This is a genomic window from Arthrobacter sp. ISL-65 (assembly GCF_018613795.1).
Classification (GTDB): domain Bacteria; phylum Actinomycetota; class Actinomycetes; order Actinomycetales; family Micrococcaceae; genus Arthrobacter.
This window is the reverse complement of record NZ_JAGGPN010000009.1, coordinates 96785-116217: the sequence shown is the minus strand read 5'-3', so window position 1 is coordinate 116217 and position 19433 is coordinate 96785. Positions and strand designations below refer to the sequence as shown.

At 66.5% G+C, this 19433-nt stretch carries 17 protein-coding genes; 5 read left to right on the top strand and 12 right to left on the bottom strand.

All coding sequences use genetic code 11. The annotated features are described in order from the left end of the window. Window positions 1–192: 192 nt before the first annotated feature. Entirely contained in the window at window positions 193–1215 is a 1023-nt protein-coding gene (locus J7I85_RS04660; RefSeq protein WP_214847260.1) for a matrixin family metalloprotease, read from the top strand. 29 nt (window positions 1216–1244) lie between these two features. Here J7I85_RS04660 and J7I85_RS04655 read toward each other — a convergent pair whose 3' ends face one another. From J7I85_RS04655 to J7I85_RS04635, 5 genes are all read right to left on the bottom strand, one after another. Next, the gene (locus J7I85_RS04655; protein WP_214847250.1) at window positions 1245–2378 is read right to left on the bottom strand and encodes an LOG family protein; all 1134 of its coding nucleotides are present in this window, start codon (window positions 2376–2378) and stop codon (window positions 1245–1247) included. A 171-nt stretch (window positions 2379–2549) separates the two neighbouring features. Then, window positions 2550–3326 carry an SDR family NAD(P)-dependent oxidoreductase gene (locus J7I85_RS04650; protein ID WP_214847248.1) on the bottom strand — a complete coding sequence of 259 codons (777 nt, stop codon included), beginning with the start codon at window positions 3324–3326 and terminating at the stop codon, window positions 2550–2552. Window positions 3327–3362: 36 nt separating this feature from the next. Then, window positions 3363–4730, bottom strand: a complete 1368-nt coding sequence (locus tag J7I85_RS04645) for an MFS transporter (RefSeq protein ID WP_214847245.1) — start codon at window positions 4728–4730, stop codon at window positions 3363–3365. Between the two features lie 303 nt (window positions 4731–5033). Further along, window positions 5034–5741, bottom strand: coding sequence for a FadR/GntR family transcriptional regulator (locus tag J7I85_RS04640; protein ID WP_214847339.1), 708 nt, complete (start codon window positions 5739–5741; stop codon window positions 5034–5036). 83 nt (window positions 5742–5824) lie between these two features. Next, a complete protein-coding gene (locus tag J7I85_RS04635) occupies window positions 5825–6292 on the bottom strand; it encodes an SRPBCC family protein (RefSeq protein ID WP_214847243.1) in 468 nt (155 codons plus the stop codon). 71 nt (window positions 6293–6363) lie between these two features. Between J7I85_RS04635 and J7I85_RS04630 the strand changes: the two genes are divergently transcribed. The 3 genes from J7I85_RS04630 to iolB all read left to right on the top strand — a co-directional run bounded on the left by J7I85_RS04630 (window position 6364) and on the right by iolB (window position 9216). After that, window positions 6364–7323, top strand: a complete 960-nt coding sequence (locus tag J7I85_RS04630; protein WP_308159389.1) for a gamma-glutamyl-gamma-aminobutyrate hydrolase family protein — start codon at window positions 6364–6366, stop codon at window positions 7321–7323. Between the two features lie 128 nt (window positions 7324–7451). Next, window positions 7452–8192 (top strand): GntR family transcriptional regulator, encoded by a 741-nt coding sequence (locus J7I85_RS04625; RefSeq protein WP_214847239.1) that lies wholly within the window; start codon window positions 7452–7454, stop codon window positions 8190–8192. Window positions 8193–8313: 121 nt separating this feature from the next. Beyond that, the gene (iolB, locus tag J7I85_RS04620) at window positions 8314–9216 is read left to right on the top strand and encodes a 5-deoxy-glucuronate isomerase (protein WP_214847232.1); all 903 of its coding nucleotides are present in this window, start codon (window positions 8314–8316) and stop codon (window positions 9214–9216) included. 53 nt (window positions 9217–9269) lie between these two features. Here iolB and J7I85_RS04615 read toward each other — a convergent pair whose 3' ends face one another. Next, window positions 9270–10547, bottom strand: a complete 1278-nt coding sequence (locus tag J7I85_RS04615) for an MFS transporter (protein WP_214847230.1) — start codon at window positions 10545–10547, stop codon at window positions 9270–9272. 173 nt (window positions 10548–10720) lie between these two features. Between J7I85_RS04615 and J7I85_RS04610 the strand changes: the two genes are divergently transcribed. Continuing rightward, entirely contained in the window at window positions 10721–11170 is a 450-nt protein-coding gene (locus J7I85_RS04610; protein ID WP_214847228.1) for a MarR family winged helix-turn-helix transcriptional regulator, read from the top strand. 209 nt (window positions 11171–11379) lie between these two features. On the opposite strand, the gene J7I85_RS04605 is transcribed toward J7I85_RS04610, so the two are convergent. The 6 genes from J7I85_RS04605 to iolD all read right to left on the bottom strand — a co-directional run bounded on the left by J7I85_RS04605 (window position 11380) and on the right by iolD (window position 19430). Then, entirely contained in the window at window positions 11380–12822 is a 1443-nt protein-coding gene (locus tag J7I85_RS04605) for a sugar porter family MFS transporter (RefSeq protein WP_214847226.1), read from the bottom strand. Then, window positions 12819–13694, bottom strand: coding sequence for a sugar phosphate isomerase/epimerase (locus J7I85_RS04600; RefSeq protein WP_214847224.1), 876 nt, complete (start codon window positions 13692–13694; stop codon window positions 12819–12821). Before J7I85_RS04600 ends, J7I85_RS04605 begins: the two co-directional genes overlap by 4 nt. A gap of 114 nt (window positions 13695–13808) precedes the next feature. Next, window positions 13809–14822 carry a Gfo/Idh/MocA family protein gene (locus J7I85_RS04595; RefSeq protein ID WP_214847222.1) on the bottom strand — a complete coding sequence of 338 codons (1014 nt, stop codon included), beginning with the start codon at window positions 14820–14822 and terminating at the stop codon, window positions 13809–13811. A 36-nt stretch (window positions 14823–14858) separates the two neighbouring features. After that, a complete protein-coding gene (locus J7I85_RS04590) occupies window positions 14859–15770 on the bottom strand; it encodes a sugar phosphate isomerase/epimerase (RefSeq protein WP_214847220.1) in 912 nt (303 codons plus the stop codon). A 145-nt stretch (window positions 15771–15915) separates the two neighbouring features. Continuing rightward, complete coding sequence (locus J7I85_RS04585) at window positions 15916–17427, bottom strand: CoA-acylating methylmalonate-semialdehyde dehydrogenase (RefSeq protein ID WP_214847218.1); 1512 nt, start codon at window positions 17425–17427, stop codon at window positions 15916–15918. 53 nt (window positions 17428–17480) lie between these two features. Continuing rightward, entirely contained in the window at window positions 17481–19430 is a 1950-nt protein-coding gene (gene iolD, locus J7I85_RS04580; protein WP_214847216.1) for a 3D-(3,5/4)-trihydroxycyclohexane-1,2-dione acylhydrolase (decyclizing), read from the bottom strand. Window positions 19431–19433: the final 3 nt, after the last annotated feature.

Genomic DNA, 19433 nt, shown 5'->3' with positions numbered 1-19433 from the left:
TGCCTGATCTTCCCGGATCGCTCAGCTGGATTCCTGGCCTGGCGAGGGGAACTGTAAAGTGGGCCTGTTTGCCTCGTACTTGAATGTTAGGCGCCTTGTTGCCCGGTACTAGTTTGACTAGCGCCTTGCCTGCCTGGTGCCTGATTCCGTTGTGAAGGCGACGCCGCCGAGGAATACCGTGAAAGGGGTGCAGTGGAGGGTCACGACCCCGGTAACGGCGAACGCCGGCACCGGCCGCGCCACTCGGGTCCGGCCACCGCGGCGGCGAGGTTTATCCGCCGCCTGATCGTGCTCGCTGCCCTCGGTTGTGCAGCGTTCCTCGCGGCCGGAATGGCGTATGGGGACCCCCGTTTTGCGGGCGTGTTGAACTTCCGCATCGGTTCCGGGGACCCACCCGCCGCGTCCCGGCAGGATGATTCCGGCGGGGTCGATTCTGGCCAGGATCAGTCCGGCCGGGATCCGGCCGGACAGGCGGGGCAACCCGGGCAGAGGACACAGTCCGCCGGAGCGGAGACCGGCGTGGCCGGAGGCTTTGGCCGTACCGGGGGCGCACCGCCGTCAGGCTTCGAGGAGGCAGCCACTCCCCTGGGCGCGCCGGAGCCGCCTCCGAAGCCCAGCGACTCCTACAAGTTTCTGGCGGTGAACAGCGACGGCTCCCCCGTGGGCTACTCTCCGTGCCGTCCGCTGCATTACGTGGTGAATGCGCGTCTCGCGCCGGAGGGTGCAGCGGGCCTGGTTCCGCTGGCGATCCAGACTATCTCCCGCGCCACCGGCATCCAGTTTGTCGACGACGGAGCCACCGACGAGGAGCCCTCGGACCAGCGCACCCCCTACCAGCCCGGGGCCTACGGCGACCGCTGGGCACCCCTGCTCATCAGCTGGACCACGCCTGACGCGGCGCAAAAACTGGGCGGCAAGGTCATCGGCACCGGCGGCAGCACCCACTACAGCTATGGGAACGGGCCCAAGAGCTACGTCACCGGCAGCCTGGAACTCGATGCCCCGCAGATGGCTATGGAACTGGAACGCCCCGACGGCACCGCCTACGCCACCGCCGTCATCCTTCATGAACTGGGCCACGTGATGGGGCTGGAGCACGTCGACGACCCCGTGCAGCTCATGTATCCGGAGATCGGCGCCCCTGACGGCCTCGCGGCCGGCGACCTGAACGGCCTGTATCAGCTGGGCAGGGCACCCTGCCGCAAGGACCTGTAGGCCGCCCTCTTATTCCAGCGGGGGCGCCTTCACCCGCCGAGGACCGCGAGCGCCTCGTCAACGCTGTCCACCAGGAAGATGCGCTGCTCCATGGCCCGGCCGGCAGCGAGGCTTTGCAGCATGGGCCAGGCCGGAAACCGCTCCTCCCAGTGTTCCCTGCCCACCAGCACCATGGGCGTCATGGTCTCCTGGGCGCCGTAGTAGTTCTCGCAGGCATCCTGGAAGATCTCCTGCACGGTGCCCGCGGCACCGGGCAGGAACACGATCCCTCCGTTGCAGACCTCCAGGAGAATGGCCTCGCGGACGGCGTTGGCAAAGTACTTGGCGATGTGGGTGGCGAAATAGTTGGGCGGCTCGTGGCCGTAGAACCACGTGGGAATGCCGAGGGACGGGGTTCCGCCCGGAAAGCGTTCGACGGCGGCTGCCGCAGCACGTGCCCATGCAGACACCGAGGGGCGGAAGCCGGGGACGGCCGCCAGCTCGCGGAGCACATCCTGGAAATCGTCGTCATTGGCCGCGCTGAGGTAGGCGCCAAGGTTCGCGGCCTCCATGGCCCCGGGCCCGCCGCCGGTGGCCACCAGGTGGCCACGGCGGGCCAGGAGCCGGCCCAGCGTGGCAGCAGCGGCGAAGCCGCCGGTCCCCCGCTGCAGGGCATGACCGCCCATGACCCCGACTATGGAACGGCCCCCGCTGTTGAGGCTACGGACGAACTCCTCCAGGGCATCGCCGACGGCGTGATCGTGCAGGGCTGCCGCGAGGGTGGAATCGAGGCGGTTCCGCTGGCCCGGCCGCATGCTCCATTGGTAGACCAAAGCGTCAGGGGTTTTCTCGTACGGCTCATCGACGATGCCGGCGTACAGCTCCTGCGGGGTGTAGAGCCCCGCCCGGTACGGATTGAAAGGAACGCCGGTAAGCCGCGGAAAAATCAGTGCGCCCCGGCTGCGAAGTGTTGCCTCCACGCCCGGGTCGAAGGTGCAGCCCAGGAAAATCGCACCCTCGGCATCCATGCCTGCCAGGGCGGTGCCCCGTCCGCGGAGGTCAAGCGACTGAGCGTGCCAGCCGTGCATCGCCCGGGCCCCTGCACTCACCAGCCGGTCGAAGCTGGCGACGCTGTTCACCTCAAGGGTCCGCGGGCTGGGGTTCAGGCTGCCGGAGGGGTTCATGGTGCCCAGCCTAGTGCCGTGTTCAGCCGGGACGCCGGAGCCGAACGAACCCAACTGGGTAGCAGTTGTGGGCGTTGCCAGCGCTGGGAACGCCCTGAGCTGCTACCCAGTCGAATGTAGAAGTGCCCCGCCGGAATCCCGGCGGGGCACTTCGGATAATTCTGGAACGGGTCAGGAAACCTGCAGACCGCCATTGATGTCGTAAGTCGCGGCCGTGATGTAGCCCGAGTCCGCACCCAGCAGGAAGGAGATCAGCGCAGCCACTTCCTCGCGGGTACCCACGCGGCCCATCATGATGCCCTCGGACATCTGTGCCTTGCGCTCCTCGCTCAACGTGCCGCCCATGATGTCGGTGTCGATCGGGCCCGGGGCGATGGCGTTCACGGTCACACCGAACTCGCCGACCTCGCGGGCCAGGGCACGGGTGAAGCCGACAATGCCGGCCTTGGAGGCGCTGTAGGCAACCTTGGAGTAGGTCCCTCCGCCGCGCTGGGCGGAGATGGAGGAAATGCTCACGATGCGGCCGAGCTTGCGTTCGATCATTCCCTTGAGGACCCGCTGTGACACCACGAAGGTGCCGCGCATGTTGATGGCAAAGACCTTGTCCCACTCGGCAACCGTGGTTTCCATGAAGGGGGTCGGCGAGCTGATGCCCGCCAGGTTGGCAAGGGCCACGATCGGCGGCAACGACTCTTCGATCTCCGTGATAGCCCGGTCCACGGACGCCTCGTCGGAGACGTCGGCGCCGACGCCGATCGCCTTCACTGCACGGTTGGATCCGATCTCCGCGGCCGCGGCCTTCGCGTCCTCGGCATTGATGTCTAGGATCGCGATGGACCAGCCTTCGCTGGCCATGCGGTCAGCTGCTGCGCGGCCGATGCCGCGGGCAGAAGCCGCGCCGGTCAGCACAACGGTGCGTTCTGCGGGGAAAGGGGTGATTGAGCTCATTGCGGGTATTCCTTCGGGTGGTTCTCGGATGGGTCTTTAGCGGCTGGCCGGAAGGTCTGCGGCGGCCTTGACTGCCGGATCCAGCGCCGCATCGCCTTCGGGGCGCTTGCGGGCATAGAGGTAGGTGGCCACGGCCGTGACGCACAGGCAGAAGGCGAGGAAGAGCAGGCCGCTCTGGTTGTTGCCGGTGGCGTCCTTCAGGATGCCCACTGCGTAGGGGGCGACGAATCCGCCCAAGTTGCCCAGCGAGTTGACCATGGCCAGGCCGGAGGCGGCGGCTGCTCCGGTGAGCGCTGCGGACGGCATCGACAGGAACGGGGCAATGGCCCCGTAGATCCCCATGGCCGAGGCGGTCAGGGCAATGAGTGCCAGGACAGGGTTGACCGGAAGCAGGAAACCGGCGGCGAGCAAGCCCAAGCCGGCGAGGACCATGCTGACAGCGCTGTGCCAGGCACGCTTGCCGGTCTTGTCAGCGCGCTTGCTCCAGAAGTAGACGAAGACCGCGGCGATGGCGTACGGGATGAGGACGATGAATCCGACCTCGGCGGTGGAGAACTTGCCCAGGGCGGCGACGATGGTGGGCATCCAGAGGCCCAGGCCGTAGATGCCGCAGACCAGGCCGAAGTAGAGCGCCGAGTAGACGATGGTGCGCTTGTCCTTGAGACCGGCCAGGAAGTTGTGGCTGCTGCCCTTGGACTTGGCTGCCAGTTCGGCGTCCATGGTGGTGGCGAGCCATTCGCGCTCGTCGGCGTTGAGCCACTTGGCGTCCCGCGGGCGGTCCGTCATCAGGAAGGGGGTCAGCACGCCCAGCAGGATGGCGGGGATGCCTTCAATAATGTAGAGCCACTGCCAGCCTTGCAGGCCCATGACGCCGTCCATCTGGAGGAGCAGGCCGGACACCGGGGCACCCAGTGCGTTGGAGACGGGCTGGGCCAGGATGAAGATGCCCAGTACGGTGACCCGCTGTGCGGCCGGGAACCACAGCGTCAGGTAGAAGAGGATGGCGGGGAAGAAGCCGGCCTCGGCCGCGCCCAGCAGGAAGCGGATGACGTAGTACGTGGATTCGCCGTTCACCAGGGCCATGGCCGCTGCGAAGATGCCCCAGGTGATGAGGATGCGGGCCAGCCACTTGCGGGCGCCGAACTTGTACATGCCGGCGTTGCTGGGGATTTCGAGCACGGCGTAGCCGAGGAAGAAGATACCGGCGCCCAGACCGTAGGCTGCGGCGCTCAGGCCGATGTCCTCGCTCATGGTCAGCTTGGCGAAGCCGACGTTGTTCCGGTCCAGATACGCGATGAAGTAGAGCAGCACAATCAGGGGCATTACGCGGCGGCGGACCTTGCGGAGCGTGCGGTCTCCAAGCTCGCCAAGTCCGGAGGACTTTGTAGTGAATGAAGTCATCATCGACCTTCTGTCTGTCGGTTTCCGGTCCGGCGGCTTCGCCCGGGGAACCCGATGCTTTTTCTGATGGGGGTTCTGTCCGCTTCAGAGGGGAATGTCTGCACTCAATCTGATGTCAGACATCTGACGGAAGAACATGACCAAAAGCATAGGAGAGTGACGAGCATTACGTCAAGATGAAAGGGGTGGCCCCTGCAAAAAGGTTGGCCCAGAAAGACGTGGGGCCCGTAAGAAAGCAGGAGACGAGAAAAACCAGGGCCCAGGAACGCCCGCGCCTAGGAACATCAGCGCCTAGGGACACAGAGCCTAAGCGCGGTTGCCGTGAACGTAGCGCTCGTAGTCCTCGAAGGTCTGGTCCATGTGCTCGTCCATGGCCTTGCGGGCCAACTCGGAGTCGCCGGTGAGGATGCTCTCGAGCACGCGCTGATGGAAGGCGATGGCGTGGCGCTGGATCTCCTCAATGGCCGAGGTCTCGCGGCGGGCGCGGTAGAGTGACTGGCCCAGCTGGGCCAGGAGGGCCCGGACAAACGGGTTGCCGGAGGCCTTCAGGACGGTGTCGTGGAAGGCGATGTCCGCCGCCACGAACCCGTCAAGGTCTCCGGCCTGGTGAAACCGCTTCATGTCCGCGATGGACGCCCGCATCTCCTCGGCGTGCTCCGGAGTGTGGCGCCTGGCGGCGAGCGCGGCGGCGCCGGTCTCCACCATGCGTCGCACCTCGATCAGGCCGCGGGAAACCTGATCGTCCGCGTTCCCGTGCGACGCCGCCTTGATGATCGCGTCGAGGCCGGTCCAGCTGTCTGCAGGATTCACAAATGTTCCGCGGCCGGCTTTGACGTAAAGGATGTTCTGCGCCCGGAGTGCCTTCAGCGCCTCGCGGGCGGTCAGCCGGCTGACGTCGTAGGCCTTGGCAATGTCGGCTTCCGGCGGTAGCGCATCATGCGGCTTGAGCCTGCCGTCAAGAATGTCGTTCAGCAGACCATCAACCAGGTCGTCAACAAGTGTCCTGCGCCCCATCGACTGCCCTACTTTCGCCTTGCCTGTTGCTCCCAACACTACCGAAACCCGCGCAGTCCCAATAAAAAACGGCACGAAGTGCGTCAGCTCGCGGCTTGCGCGCCCGTAACGTATGCGTCCAGCCTGGCAAGCGTCCTGTCAATATTCGCCGGATGGCGGCCCAGATAACCGGCAAGCCGGAGCAGGAACTTGCCGCGGACATGGCGCGCATCCCACTGTTCTGTCACGAGCGTTCCGGACACGCCGCTGCTGTCCGTGGCCGGTTCCAGCAGGTAACGCCACACATGCCCGTAGAAGTGGCGCCAGCCGATCCGCCGGCCCTCCTCGAACTCAGTGACGGTGTTGAGGATCCGGTAATCAACCCTGATCTTCATTTCCATGCCGAATTTGGCCCCCGGTCCAAGGCGCAACGGACCCCGCGGCTGGGCACCCTTGACGGTGCCTGATCCGTCGATTTCGCTGTGCAGCGCGGGAGTGGCCAGGACCTCGAAGACCACGTCCGGCGCCGCGGCGATGAAACGGTCCCGGGACACCAGATAGCGGTTGTTCATTCGGCCAGCCTAACCGGCCGGATATGGGGCAGAATTTGAGGATGCAGAATTCAATGCGGAATTCAGGAACAGTGCAGACCCCAGACGCAGCGCAGAACCCTGACGCAGCGCCGGATGCAGACGCGGCACAGAGCGCGGCGCCGCGCGATGAGCGCCGGCCGCGGATCGGCATCCCGGTCCGGCTGAGCAGCTCGGCGGATCCGGACCCGCGGGTGGCAAAGGCCAACAACCTTTTCGGCTGTATCGTCAGCCTCATCCGCGATGTCGGCGGGGAGCCGGTGCTGCTCACCGCCGAGTCACTGGAGGGCGGACTAAGCGGCGCACCCAACAGTGGAACGGCCGACGGCGGAACTTCCGACGGCGATAAGGCGCCGAACGCGCCCGAGGCGCTTGACGGCGTCGTACTTCCCGGCGGCGGCGACGTTGACCCGCGCCTCTACGGCGAGGAGCCGGGGCCCGCGCTCTATGACGTCAATGCGGAGCAGGACCGGTTGGACATCGCGGTGGCGCGGCGCGCGCTCGATGCCGGCACGCCGGTTCTGGGAATCTGCCGCGGGCACCAGCTGCTCAATGTCCTCTACGGCGGAACGCTGGTCCAGGACATGACACCGGGTACCGTGCCGCACCGCCAGATCCCGGCAGCGGCCAACAGGCCATGGGTCTGGCACGAGGTGACGATCACCCCGGGATCCAAGGTGGCGAAGATGTACGCCGCCGCCGAAAATCCTGAGGCCGGCGGGACGGCCTCTGCCGACGCTGGTGCAGCCGCCGGTGACACAGCCGGTGAAACAGACGGGGACGCCGTACGCGCAATGGAGGTCAAGATCGCTTCCGGCCACCATCAGGCTGTCGACCGGGTGGCGCCGGGGCTGCTGGTGACCGCCGTGGCGGATGACGGCACGGTGGAGGCGCTGGAGGATCCCGAGCGGTGGGTCGCGTCGGTGCAGTGGCATCCGGAGGCCCTGGAACTGACCGAAGAGCAGAGGCTTGCCCCGTTCCGCGTGTTCGTGGAGGCCTGCCGCACTCCCTGACTGCCGGGCTCCTTGACTGCCGACGGCTCCCTGCTATGATCAAAATCGGAGTATGTCCTAACAAACGGACATGCACTGACATACAGGCTTCCTGGACGCGGGGACCTGCAGCACAAAGGGAGCACTCAATGGCGAACCAACTACGCCTCAGCATCGACCGCTCGTCGCCGGTGCCGCTGTACCACCAGGTTGTCCAGGGCATTGAAGCTGCCATCCATACCGGCCTGCTGGAACCCGGCAGCCGGTTGGAGAACGAGATCGATCTCGCCGCCCAGCTGAATCTCTCGCGGCCCACCATGCGCAAGGCGATGGACGAACTGGTCCGCTCGGGGCTGCTCGTCCGCAAGCGGGGTGTCGGCACGCAGGTGGTGTCCAGCCAGGTCCGCCGCCCGCTTGAGCTGTCCAGCCTGTACGACGACCTGACGAACAACGGCAGCAAGCCCACCACCGAAGTACTCACCTTTGCGCACATCGAGGCCGACCCCGCCACCCGGGAGGCCCTGCACCTCGCCGCCGGGGCCAAGGTCTATCACTTCACCCGGCTCCGGAAAGTGGGCGGCAAACCGCTGGCCCTCATGGAGAACTGGGTGCGCGACGACATTACGCACATCGATGAGGACCTGCTGAAGACGCAGGGCCTCTACGGCATCCTGCGCAGCGGCGGCGTCAACTTCCGGCTGGCCACGCAACGCATCGGCGCCATGGTGGCCAACGACTACCAGGCTCCCCTGCTGGAGACCGAACCGGGCTCAGCCCTGGTAACCATGGAACGCACCGCCGTCGACGACACGGGGCGGAACGTGGAGACCGGACACCACGTCTACCGCGGTGACTCCTACAGCTTCGAAATGACACTGGTTCAGCGCTAGGCCACTACAACCGCGGGCCAGTACATGGCGCCTGCAGCGTAGGGGCAGTCGTTGGCCTGCCCTGGCCCCGGGCCACCGCGCGCCGGACCTACCACGACACATCCGAAAGGGACACGAACTTATGGCCGACTGGGTATACCCCCTGGGCAGCGCAGCCGAAGGCTGCTGGGACATTTCGCTGGGTACGTCCGACTCGAAACTTGCCGTGGAAGGCTGGAAACACACGGGACTCAAGGTGGCCACGCTGGCGCCGGGCGCCGTCGTCGAACTTTCCCCTGCGGCGGAGGAACGGATTGTCATCCCGCTGAGCGGGGCGTTTACGGCGACAGTTGACGGGCTGGACTACCCCCTTGCCGGGCGGGCCAGCGTCTTCAGCGGCCCCACCGATGTGCTGTACTCCGGGACGGACAAGGCGGTGACGGTTACGTCGTCCGACGGCGGCCGGGTGGCCATCGCGACGGCGCCCGCCAAGGTCGAGTACCCGACGCGCCTGATCACCGCGGCGGAGACGCCGGTGGAACTGCGCGGGGCCGGAAACTGCTCCCGGCAGGTCCACAACTTCGGAACCCCCGCCGCACTGGAAGCCGACCGCTTCATCGTGTGCGAAGTCCTCACGCCGGCCGGCAACTGGTCCTCCTACCCTCCCCACAAGCATGACGAGGAGAAGGAGGGCGAGACCCGGCTCGAGGAGATCTACTACTTCGAAACGCGGGTGGCCGACGTCCCGGGTTCAAACGGCCCGGGCGAGAATGCGGACGCCATCGGCTACCAGCGGGTCTACGCCTCCGACCACCGGCCCATCGACGTCGCGGCCGAGGTCCGCACCGGCGACGTAGTGCTGGTCCCCTACGGCTGGCACGGTCCCGCCATGGCCGCACCCGGCTACGACATGTACTACCTCAACGTCATGGCCGGCCCCGGCCGCGTCCGCGACTGGCTCATCAGCGATGACCCGCACCACGGCTGGGTGCGCCAGACCTGGGACAGCCAGAACCTGGACCCCCGGCTGCCGTTCGGGGCATAACGCGGGGCTGCCGCGCCTTGCCTCCGCGGAGCGCAGGGGCGCGGAGCGCGGGGCTAACGGACGGAAACGTGTCCGACGTCGGCCGGTTCAGCCTGGACTGAACCGGCCGCTTCCGTCTCCACGCGAGTTTGGGACTCGACAGCTGCCTCCGATGTTTCGGCCGGAACGGGAACGCGCCGGGCGCTTGCCTTTGCCCGGGCGGCGGCGCCGGCCATCACCAGAAGGCCCAGCAGGGTAATCCCGGCCCCTGCCCAAATGGGCGAGGTGTAGCCCAGGCCGGCGGTGATGGTCACGCCGCCGAGCCAGGCGCCGAGGGCGTTGCCCACATTGAACGCGCCGATGTTGGCTCCGGACGCCAGCGTGGGCGCGTTGGCCGCGTACTTCATGACGCGCATCTGCAGGCCGGGCACCGTGGCGAACCCGAAACCACCCAGGAGCAGCAACGAGGCGATGGTGAGCACCTGGTTGCCCGCGCTCAGGGCGAAAACCACCAGCACGGCGACGAGGACCGAGAGTACGGCCAGCAGGGTGCGGTCGACGTCGCGGTCGGCCGCCCTGCCTCCGAGGGTGTTGCCGATAAACAGGCCGACGCCGAAGACAATCAGCAGCCATGGCACCGTGGAGGCGGCGAATCCGGAAACCTCGGTGAGGGTGAAGGCGATGTAGGTGAAGGCGCCGAACATTCCGCCATAGCCAAGGATGGTCACCAGGATCGACAGCCACACCTGGCCGGAGCGGAAGGCGCGCAGCTCACTGCGCAGTCCGCCGCTTGCGGCGTCACCGTTCCCGGCCTTGGGCACCAGGGTCAAAATGCCGGCCAGTGCCAGCACGCCGATGCCCGTGATCGCCCAAAAGGTGGAACGCCAGCCTGCCGCCTGCCCCAGCAGGGTCCCGAACGGAACTCCGAGGACATTGGCGGCCGTGAGCCCGGTGAACATGATGGCAATGGCGGCGGCCTTCTTGGTCGGTGCGACCATGCCGGCTGCCACCACCGCCCCGATGCCGAAGAAGGCGCCGTGTGCGAGGGCGGCGACCACCCGGCCCGCCATCATCGCCCAGTAGTCAGGGGCGATGGCGGACAGCAGGTTGCCGGCGACGAAAAGCACCAGCAGAACGGCCAGCACGGGCTTGCGCTGGAAGCGGGACACCGCGGCGGTGAGTCCCAGCGCTCCCACCACGACGGCGAGGGCATAGCCGGAGATGAACCAGCCGGCCGAGGCTTCGCTCACCTGGAAGTCCGCGGCCACTTCGGGGAGTAGGCCCATGATGACGAATTCGGTGAGTCCGATGCCGAACCCGCCGAGGGCTAGGGCTATCAGGCCAACAGGCATGGATGCGCTCCTTCGGAACTGTTCTGATTGGGGAGTGCGACGTAAGCTAATAGTTGCAGGCGCGCTATTTATTGCTACGCAAGCAATTGTTGCACAAGCAAATATGCCGCGCAAGCAACTATTTCACTGCCGTGCTCTTTCCGTAGAGCCGGAGAACCGAAGGAGGAGGGCCCATGGGCATCAAGGACGACGCCGTGGAGGTGCGTGCCCAGGGTTGGCGCACCCTGGCGGCCCTGCACGGGCTGATCGAGGCGGAGCTGGAACGGTCGTTGCAGGAGCAGGCGCAGCTTTCTGTCGTCGAATACACGGTGCTGGACGCGCTCAGCCGGCAGGATGGGTGGCACATGCGCATGCAGCAGTTGGCCCGGGCCACCGCCCTTAGTGCCAGCGCGACCACCCGCCTGGTGAATCGGCTAGAGGACCGCGGCCTGCTGACCCGCATTCTGTGCGCGGACGACCGCCGCGGCATCTACACCGAACTCACGGACAGCGGGAGCAAGCTGCTGGCAGAAGCACGGCCGGTCCACGACGCAACACTGGAGCGGACCCTGGCCGAAGCGCAGCAGATTCCGGAACTGGCACCGCTGGTAGACGCCCTCCCCCGCCTCCACGCCGGCGTCTAGGTTCGTCCGGAAGCCGACAGCGTGTAACCGCCCTCCGGAGCCGCCGGACGGAGCCGCCCCGGCAACTGGCCGGCCGTCGTCGAACGCCTCCCGCCGTCAAACGCCTGGGTGAAAAACTGCCTCCGGCGCTGGAGTTTTTGTACAGATANNTTATCTGTACAAAAACTCGGGAGCGGTTATGGTCCGGGACGGTTTTGGACCCGGACTGTTTAGTGGACCGGGGTGTTCGCTCCGACGGCGGTTTCAGCTGCGGCGGAGACGCCTGCCTGGTGCTTGAAGTAGTGTTCCACGTCCTCAAGGCTCTTGTCCTTGGTCTCGGGAATGTACTTCGCGGCAAAGAGAATCGCCCCGACGCCCAGGAGGGCGAACACGAAGAACGTGTTGGAGATGCCGACGGCGGCGAGCAGTTGGGGGAAGCCGAAGCCGATCATGAAGTTCACGGTCCAAAGCACGAAGGCCGACGCGCCCATGCCCAGGCCGCGCAGCTTCAACGGGAAGATCTCCGAGAGCATAAGCCAGGTGACCGGTGAAATGGCCCCCTGCTGGAATGCGAGGAACGTGACGGTCAGCGCCAGGATCACGTAGCCGCGACCGGTGCCCTCGGGCAGGATCAGCGAGAACAAGCCGATCAGCAGCAATGCCGAGGTGGTTCCGACCTGGCCGGTGATGAGCATTCGGCGGCGCCCCACCTTGCCGAGGAGCCAGATGCCCGCGAAGGTGGCCAGCACGGAGACGACACCGTTGGCGATGTTGGCGCTCAGTGCCGCTTCGCGGCCGAAGCCGGCATCCGCCAGGATCTGCGTGCCGTAGTACATGATGGAGTTCACGCCGGTGATCTGCTGGATCACAGCAAGGCCGACGCCGACGAAGAAGATCCGCCGCAGCCAGGGAACCTGCAGGTCCTTCCAGGAGCCCATCTTGGACTTGTAGTCCTCCACGGCCATGGCCTTGACCTCGTCGAACTCCGCCGTGGCCTCGGCCTTGGAGCGGATGCGCTGGAGCACGCCGAGCGCCTCGCCGAAGCTGCCCATGGAGGCTAGCCAGCGGGGGCTTTCGGGCATGAAGGCCATGCCGATCCACAGGGCGATGGCCGGCAGCGTGGCGATCACCAGCATCCAGCGCCAGATGCCCCCGGCCTCGCCGAAGGTGTTGCCGAGGTAGGCGTTGAAGATGAAGGCGAGCAGTTGCCCGGTGACGATCATGAGCTCGTTCTGCGTCACGATCCGCCCGCGCCGGGCCGACGGCGACACCTCCGCGAGGTACACCGGCACCGTCACGGACGCGCCGCCTACGGCCAGGCCCAGGATGAACCGGGCCGCCACCATGAACTCAGTGCTCGGAGCCAGGGTGCAGGAGAGCGTGCCGATCAGGAAGACGACGGCAAGGACCATGATCATCTTGCGGCGGCCGTTCCGGTCCGCCAGCCGCCCGCCGAAGAGGGCACCGAAGGCGGCGCCGAACAGCAGTGACGACGTCACCATGCCCTCGGCCAGCGGGGTCAGGCCCAGGTCCTCCTGCATGTAGGGCAGGGCACCGTTGATGACGCCTGTGTCGTAGCCGAAGAGCAGGCCGCCGAAGGTGGAAATGATGGTGACCGTGCGGAGCGCCCGCTGGTGTTTTAAGTCGGCCTTGCCAGAAGGCGCGGCTGTCATACGCTGACCTTCTGCACGTACTGCTTCATGGTGTCCAACTGGTAGCGGGAAACGTCCTGGGCATTGTCGTCTTCGGCGAAGACGCTGGACACCATCACGGTGTCATCGCGGTCCAAGAACCCGATTTCCTTCAGGCCGCCGAAGAACTCGTCCCAGTTCACGTCGCCGTCGCCGATCTTCAGGTGCTGGTGCACCCGGACGGCGTTGCCCGGCGGGTTGGTGATGTAGCGCAGTCCGTGCGAGGCGTGGTGGTCCATGGTGTCGGCAACGTGGACCAGGCGGAGTCTGTCCCCCGCCGCGCGCATGATGTCCAGCGGCGAGTTCTTCATGTGGAAGCTGTGGGACGCCACGTAGACCATGCCGACGTTCTTGGAGTTCAGGCCGCGGATGACGCGGATCGCGGCCAGGCCCTCCTCCACGAAGTCGTCCGGGTGCGGGTCGATGAGCAGGTCGATGCCTTCGCGCTCGATGATGGGGAGCAGTTCCTCCATGGAGCGGTAGAACGCACGCTCGGATTCCTCGGCCAGCTCCGGCCGGCCGCTGAACTCGGTGTTCATGGTGCTCACGCCCAGGTCCACGGCGATCTGGATGGCGCGCTTCCAGTAGCGCACTGCTGCTTCACGTGCGTCCTCGTCCGGGCCGGACCAGCGCAGCACAGGCAGGATGGACGCGATTTCAATTCCGGCGTCGGCGCACGCCTTCTTCAACTGGCCCACCAGTTCATCGTCGGCCTTCGGGTGGTTGTAGAAGGGGATGAAATCCGGGTGCGGCGTCATCTGCATGTACTTGTAGCCGAGGTCGGCCACCACCTTGGGAAACTCCAGCAGGCTGTGGCTGTGGTGGAAGGGGGTGGGATCAAGGGCGATTTTCACGAAGAGCACTCCATGGTGGAAAGAGTCGGGTAAACGAACGGGGTTTTTGTCCAGATAATGCAACCTTGAGGGCCTCCAAGGCGCATTATCTGGACAAAAACTTTAAGGGTGGGCCTAGCTGTACAGCGCAGGCTTGGCGTTCAGCTTCACGGCCACCTTCTCGCCGTTCTTTTGGGCTTCCACGCCAGCTTCGCAGCATGCGGCCGTGGCGTAGCCGTCCCAGGCGCTGGGTCCGCCGATTTCGCCGCGGAGTGCGGCGTCAACCCAGGCCTGGATTTCGACGTCGTACGCGGCGCCGAAGCGCTCTTCGAAGCCGGGCGTGACCTTGCCACCCCAGCGGCCGTTGCTGCGGAGGTACGGGCCGCTGTCGCCGCCGATGCTAACGATGCCGTCCTCGAAGGAGGCCTGGGTGGCAACTTCGTAGCCGAACTTGGCGTTCACGTAGATTTCGACGTCGGCCAGGACACCGGACTCGGTTTCGATCAGGACGTGCTGGGGGTCGTGCTGGCCGGCCGGGGCGTTCTTCGTGGCCTTGCCGAGGCGGACCTGGACGGACGTGATCTCTTCGCCCGTGAAGAAGCGGATGGCATCGAACTCGTGGACCACGGAGTCGTTGATGAGCATTTCGTTGGTGAAGCCCGCGGGCGTGGTGGGATTGCGGTGCTGGTGGTGCAGCATGAGCAGTTCGCCGAGTTCGCGGTCGCGGATGACCGAGCCGAGGGCTGCGTATTCGGCGTCGAAGCGGCGCATGAAGCCCACCTGGATGCGCTTGCGGCCCAGCTTCTCCTCGGCCTGGACGATCTTCCAGGACGACCCTGCATCCGGGGTGAGCGGCTTCTCGCACAGGATGGGGATGTCCTTGGCGATGGCCTTCAGCAGGATCTCCTCGTGCAGGAAGCCGGGCGTGGCGATGAGGACGGCGTTGACGTCGCCGTTGTTCAGCGCCTCCTCGGCGTCGGTCAGGGCAACGGCGCCGGGGATACCTTCGATGGCGGCCTGGGCGCGGGCAAGGTCGACGTCGACGACGGCGGCAACCTCAGCGCCGTGGATGCGCTTGCTGAGGCGCTGGATGTGGTCCGCGCCCATGCGGCCGGCGCCGATAACGGCGACGCGAAGGGTTTCAGTCATTGTTCTTTCCTTACGTTTGGGATGCCGGGGCGGAGGCTAGTTGACCGCGGTGCGGGAGCCGCAGGACAGCAGGTAGTTGCGGGTGCGCTTGGCGATGGGCATGGGAACGTCGAAGGCCACCGGGTACATGTCCTGCTCGACGATGCCGAAGATCGGCCGGTCCAGGGCCTCGACGGCCTCGATGACCGCGCGCAGGTCCGGCAGGCCGTTCGGCGGTTCCGTCATGACGCCGGCCAGGTTTGCCGCGGCCCAGGTCATGTTTTCCTCATTGACCTTCTTCAGAACGTCCGGGTTGATCTGCTTCAGGTGCAGGTAGCCGATCCGGTCCGGGTAGTTCTTGATGAGCTCCAGGCTGGAGGCGCCGCAGTATTCCGCGTGGCCGGTGTCCAGGCACAGGTTGAGGTACTGCGGGTCCGTCGCGCCCAGCAGCGTTTCGATGTCCTCCTGGGCTCCCACATGCGAGTCAGCGTGGGAGTGGAACTGCTGCTTGAGTCCGAAGTCCTCGAGCAGCGTCTTTCCGAGCCGGTTGTGGCCGGCGAACAGGTCGCTCCAGGCCTTGTCGCTGAGCGTGCCGCTCTCCACGGCCTCGCCGGTGACGTCGTCGCGCCACATGGCCGGGATGACCACGATGTGCTCGCCGCCCATGGCTGCGGTGAGTTCGGCGACCTTGCGGGCCGGCTCCCAGGCCGACTCCCACTGGTCCAGGCCGCGGTGGAACGCGGTGAAGACCGTTCCGGCGCAGACCTTCAGGTCGCGCTGCTTGAGCTCTTCTGCGAGCCGGACGGGGTCGTTGGGCAGGTAGCCGTAGGGGCCCAGCTCGATCCACTTGTAACCGGACTCGGCCACCTCGTCCAGGAAACGCTCCCACGGGGTCTGCTTGGGGTCATCCGCAAACCACACGCCCCAGGAGTCGGGCGCGGTGCCGATGATCAGCTTGTTCTCTGTCATGACTGCATTGTCTTTCTTGGTTGGCGCCCGGTGGTTGAGCTTGGGCCCACGACCGCCGGGTTCCCTAGCCGAGCTTGCGGGGCTAGGGGGCGGGTGGGGAGCGAAACCAGCCTGCGGGGTTTCGACAAGCTCAACCAGCGGAGGGTTAGTTGGAGGGGAAGTTGTAGGAGGCGCCGGAGGCGTGGGTGGGCTCGGGCCAGCGTGAGGTGACCACCTTGCCGCGGGTGTAGAAGGAGACGCCTTCGGGGCCGTAGATGTGCTTGTCGCCGAAGAGGGATGCCTTCCAGCCGCCGAAGGAGTGGTAGGCCACCGGGACCGGGAGGGGCACGTTGATGCCGATCATGCCGACGGTCACGGAGCGCTGGAACTTGCGGGCCGCGGCGCCGGAGGAGGTGAAGATCGCGGTGCCGTTGCCGTAGGGGTTGGAGTTGATCAGCTTGATGCCGTCTTCCAGGGTATCTACGCGGACGACGACGAGGACGGGTCCGAAGATCTCCTCGGTGTAGGCGGTCATCTCGGCCTTGACGTGGTCGATCACGGTGGGGCCCACCCAGAAGCCGCCTTCGTGGCCGGGGACGACGAGGTCGCGGCCATCGACCACCATCGCGGCGCCGGCTGCTTCGGCCTCGGTGACGATCTTCACGATCCGTTCCTTGGAGGCGGGGGTGATGACCGGGCCCATTTCGGCGCCGGGCACGGTGCCGTTGTTGACCTTGACGGCGGTGGCGCGTTCTTCGACCTTCTTGACCAGCAGGTCCGCGGCGTCGCCGACGGCGACGGCGACGGAGATGGCCATGCAGCGCTCACCGGCGGAGCCGAAGGCGGCGGCGGCGAGGTGGTCTGCGGCGTTGTCCAGGTCGGCGTCGGGCAGGATGATGGCGTGGTTCTTCGCGCCGCCGAGGGCCTGGACGCGCTTGCCGTGCTTGGTGGCCGTCTCGTGGACGTACTGGGCAATCGGGGTGGAGCCGACGAAGGAGATGCCGTCCACGTCCGGGTGGGTCAGGAGGCCGTCGACGGTTTCCTTGTCGCCGTGCAGGACCTGGAACACGCCGTCGGGCAGCCCGGCGTCCTTCCAGAGCCTGGCCAGCAGCATCGAGGCGGAGGGGTCGCGTTCGGAGGGCTTGAGGATGAAGGCGTTACCGGTGGCGATCGCCATCGGGGCCATCCACAGCGGCACCATGACGGGGAAGTTGAACGGGGTGATACCGGCGACGACGCCGAGCGGCTCGCGGAAGGAGAAGACGTCGATGCCGGTGGAGACCTGATCCGAGTAGTCGCCCTTGAGCAGCGACGGGATGCCGCAGGCGAACTCGATGACTTCCAGGCCGCGGCCGATCTCACCCTTGGCGTCGGAGATGACCTTGCCGTGCTCGGCGGTGATCAGCTCGGCGAGTTCGTTCACGTGCTCGGCAACGAGTTCACGGAACTTGAACAGCACGGCGGTGCGCTTGGCCAGGGAAATATCGCCCCAGGAATCGGCAGCCTTGCGGGCGGCGGCGACGGTGTTGTCCAGGTCGGCACGGTTGGCCAGGCGCAGCTCAGCGGACACCTGGCCGGTGGCCGGGTTGTAGACGGGCTGGGTGCGGGTACCTTCGCCGGCGGTTTCGGCGCCGTTGATGAAGTGGTTGATGGTGGTGGTGACGGTCGTCGTTGACATAGAGATGACTTCCTTGGTCTGTGGCTGGTCGTGAACTGCGGCTGTCGCTGGGGTCAGCCGAGCAGTTTGCGCTGGCGGTTCTTGTGGTCGGTGTAGGTCTGGTAGGCCTGCTGGGTGGAGTCGAGGTCGGACACCTGGGAGACGGGCACGTCCCACCAGGATTCGGAGCTCGGAGCGTCCAGCAGCGGGTCGGACTCGACGTGGATCACGATCGGGCCGCCGCGCTCCGGGGCGGCCTTGGCATCGAGGATGGCCTGCTCGAGTTCGGCGATGGCCTTCTCCCCCGGCTCGATCCGGATCACCTTCACGCCGAGGCTTTCGGCGTTCAGTGCCAGATCCACCGGGAGGGTCTCGCCCTCGTCGAAGCTGTGCTGTTCCTCGTCCAGAACGCGGTACTGGGTGCCGAAACGCTGCGAGCCGAGCGATTCGGACAGCGAGCCGATGGAGGCGTAGCCGTGGTTCTGGATCAGGACCACGATCAACTTGATCCGTTCGGCGACGGCGGTGACCAGTTCGGTGTGCATCATCAGGTAGGAGCCGTCCCCCACCATCACGACGACGTCGCGCTGGGCGCCGCCGTTCGCGGCCTCTGCAAGCGCTGCGCGCTTGACGCCGAGCCCGCCGGGGATCTCGTAGCCCATGCAGGAGTATGCGTATTCGACGTGGTAACCGAACGGGTCGCGGACCCGCCACATCTTGTGCAGGTCCCCCGGCAGCGAACCGGCGGCGCAGATGACCACGTCCGCCGCGTCCATGGCCCGGTTGGTGGCACCGATGATCTCGTTCTGCGCCGGCAGCGGGCTGAACCTCGTGTCGAAGGCTTCGTCCACGGTGGTGTTCCAGCGCTGCTTCTCGGCGGCGATCTGCTGCTCGAGGTCGGCGCCCACGCGGTAGCCGCCCAGGGCCCGGTTGAGCTTGACCAGCGCCTTGCGCGCATCGGCCACGATCGGCAGCGAGGTCCCGTGCTTGTACGCGTCGATCGGTGCGACGTTGATGTTGATGAACTTCAGGTCCGGGTGCTGGAACGCGGTCCGGGACGCGGTGGTGAAGTCCTCGTAGCGGGTGCCGATGCCGATGATCAGGTCCGCTTCGGCGGCCAGGGCGTTGGCCGCCGTCGTGCCCGTGGAGCCGATGGCGCCGAGGGAGTACTTGTGGTCCCAGGGCAGGACGCCGACGCCGGCCTGCGTGTTGCCCACCGGGATGCCGGTCAGTTCGGCGAACCTGGCCAGTTCCTCGTTGGCGTACGCGTAAAGGACGCCGCCGCCGGCGATGATCAGCGGCCGCTTCGCGCCCCGGATGGCTTCGGCGGCGCGGGCGATGTCGTCGTCGTCCGCTTCGGGGCGGCGGATCCGCCACTCACGCTCCGCGAGGAATTCTTCGGGAACGTCGAAGGCCTCGGCCTGGACGTCCTGGGGCAGCGAGATGGTCACCGCGCCGGTCTCGGCCGGGTCGGTGAGGACGCGCAGGCCGTGGTGGAACGCGGAGAACAGCTGCTCCGGGCGGGTGACCCGGTCGAAGAACTTGGACAGCGGGCGGAACGCGTCGTTCACCGTGAGGTCGTAGGCGTAGGGCTGTTCCAGCTGCTGCAGCACAGGGTCCGCAGCACGCGTCGCGAACGTGTCGGACGGCAGCAGCAGGACCGGCAGCCGGTTGGTGGTGGCCAGCGCAGCACCGGTCAGCAGGTTGGACGAGCCCGGGCCGATGGAGGTGCTGATCGCGAAGGTCTGCCGGCGGCGGGTGTGGCGGGCGTAGCCCACGGCCTGGTGGGACTGGGCCTGCTCGTTGCGGCCCTGGTAGTACGGCATGATCGTCGGATCGAGCTGCTGGTACTGCCTGAGGGCCTGGCCCACACCGGCCACGTTGCCGTGCCCGAAAATGCCGAACGTGCCCGGAATCAGGCGTCCGCGGAAATCGACCCCACCCACGGAATCAACGGTGTACTGCTTGGAAAGGTATTCGACCACGGCCTGCGCCACGGTCATCCGGCGGGTTCCAGTTCCCATCGT

What these genes read in the sequence shown, in the direction of transcription:
- J7I85_RS04605 (WP_214847226.1), bottom strand. Translation starts at nt 12,822, where the DNA reads ATGACAGCCGCGCCTTCTGGCAAGGCCGACTTAAAACACCAGCGGGCG.
- J7I85_RS04635 (WP_214847243.1), bottom strand. Translation starts at nt 6,292, where the DNA reads ATGAACAACCGCTATCTGGTGTCCCGGGACCGTTTCATCGCCGCGGCG.
- iolD (WP_214847216.1), bottom strand. Translation starts at nt 19,430, where the DNA reads ATGGGAACTGGAACCCGCCGGATGACCGTGGCGCAGGCCGTGGTCGAA.
- J7I85_RS04595 (WP_214847222.1), bottom strand. Translation starts at nt 14,822, where the DNA reads ATGACTGAAACCCTTCGCGTCGCCGTTATCGGCGCCGGCCGCATGGGC.
- J7I85_RS04655 (WP_214847250.1), bottom strand. Translation starts at nt 2,378, where the DNA reads ATGAACCCCTCCGGCAGCCTGAACCCCAGCCCGCGGACCCTTGAGGTG.
- J7I85_RS04645 (WP_214847245.1), bottom strand. Translation starts at nt 4,730, where the DNA reads ATGATGACTTCATTCACTACAAAGTCCTCCGGACTTGGCGAGCTTGGA.
- J7I85_RS04640 (WP_214847339.1), bottom strand. Translation starts at nt 5,741, where the DNA reads ATGGGGCGCAGGACACTTGTTGACGACCTGGTTGATGGTCTGCTGAAC.
- J7I85_RS04650 (WP_214847248.1), bottom strand. Translation starts at nt 3,326, where the DNA reads ATGAGCTCAATCACCCCTTTCCCCGCAGAACGCACCGTTGTGCTGACC.
- J7I85_RS04625 (WP_214847239.1), top strand. Translation starts at nt 7,452, where the DNA reads ATGGCGAACCAACTACGCCTCAGCATCGACCGCTCGTCGCCGGTGCCG.
- J7I85_RS04590 (WP_214847220.1), bottom strand. Translation starts at nt 15,770, where the DNA reads ATGACAGAGAACAAGCTGATCATCGGCACCGCGCCCGACTCCTGGGGC.
- iolB (WP_214847232.1), top strand. Translation starts at nt 8,314, where the DNA reads ATGGCCGACTGGGTATACCCCCTGGGCAGCGCAGCCGAAGGCTGCTGG.
- J7I85_RS04610 (WP_214847228.1), top strand. Translation starts at nt 10,721, where the DNA reads ATGGGCATCAAGGACGACGCCGTGGAGGTGCGTGCCCAGGGTTGGCGC.
- J7I85_RS04615 (WP_214847230.1), bottom strand. Translation starts at nt 10,547, where the DNA reads ATGCCTGTTGGCCTGATAGCCCTAGCCCTCGGCGGGTTCGGCATCGGA.
- J7I85_RS04585 (WP_214847218.1), bottom strand. Translation starts at nt 17,427, where the DNA reads ATGTCAACGACGACCGTCACCACCACCATCAACCACTTCATCAACGGC.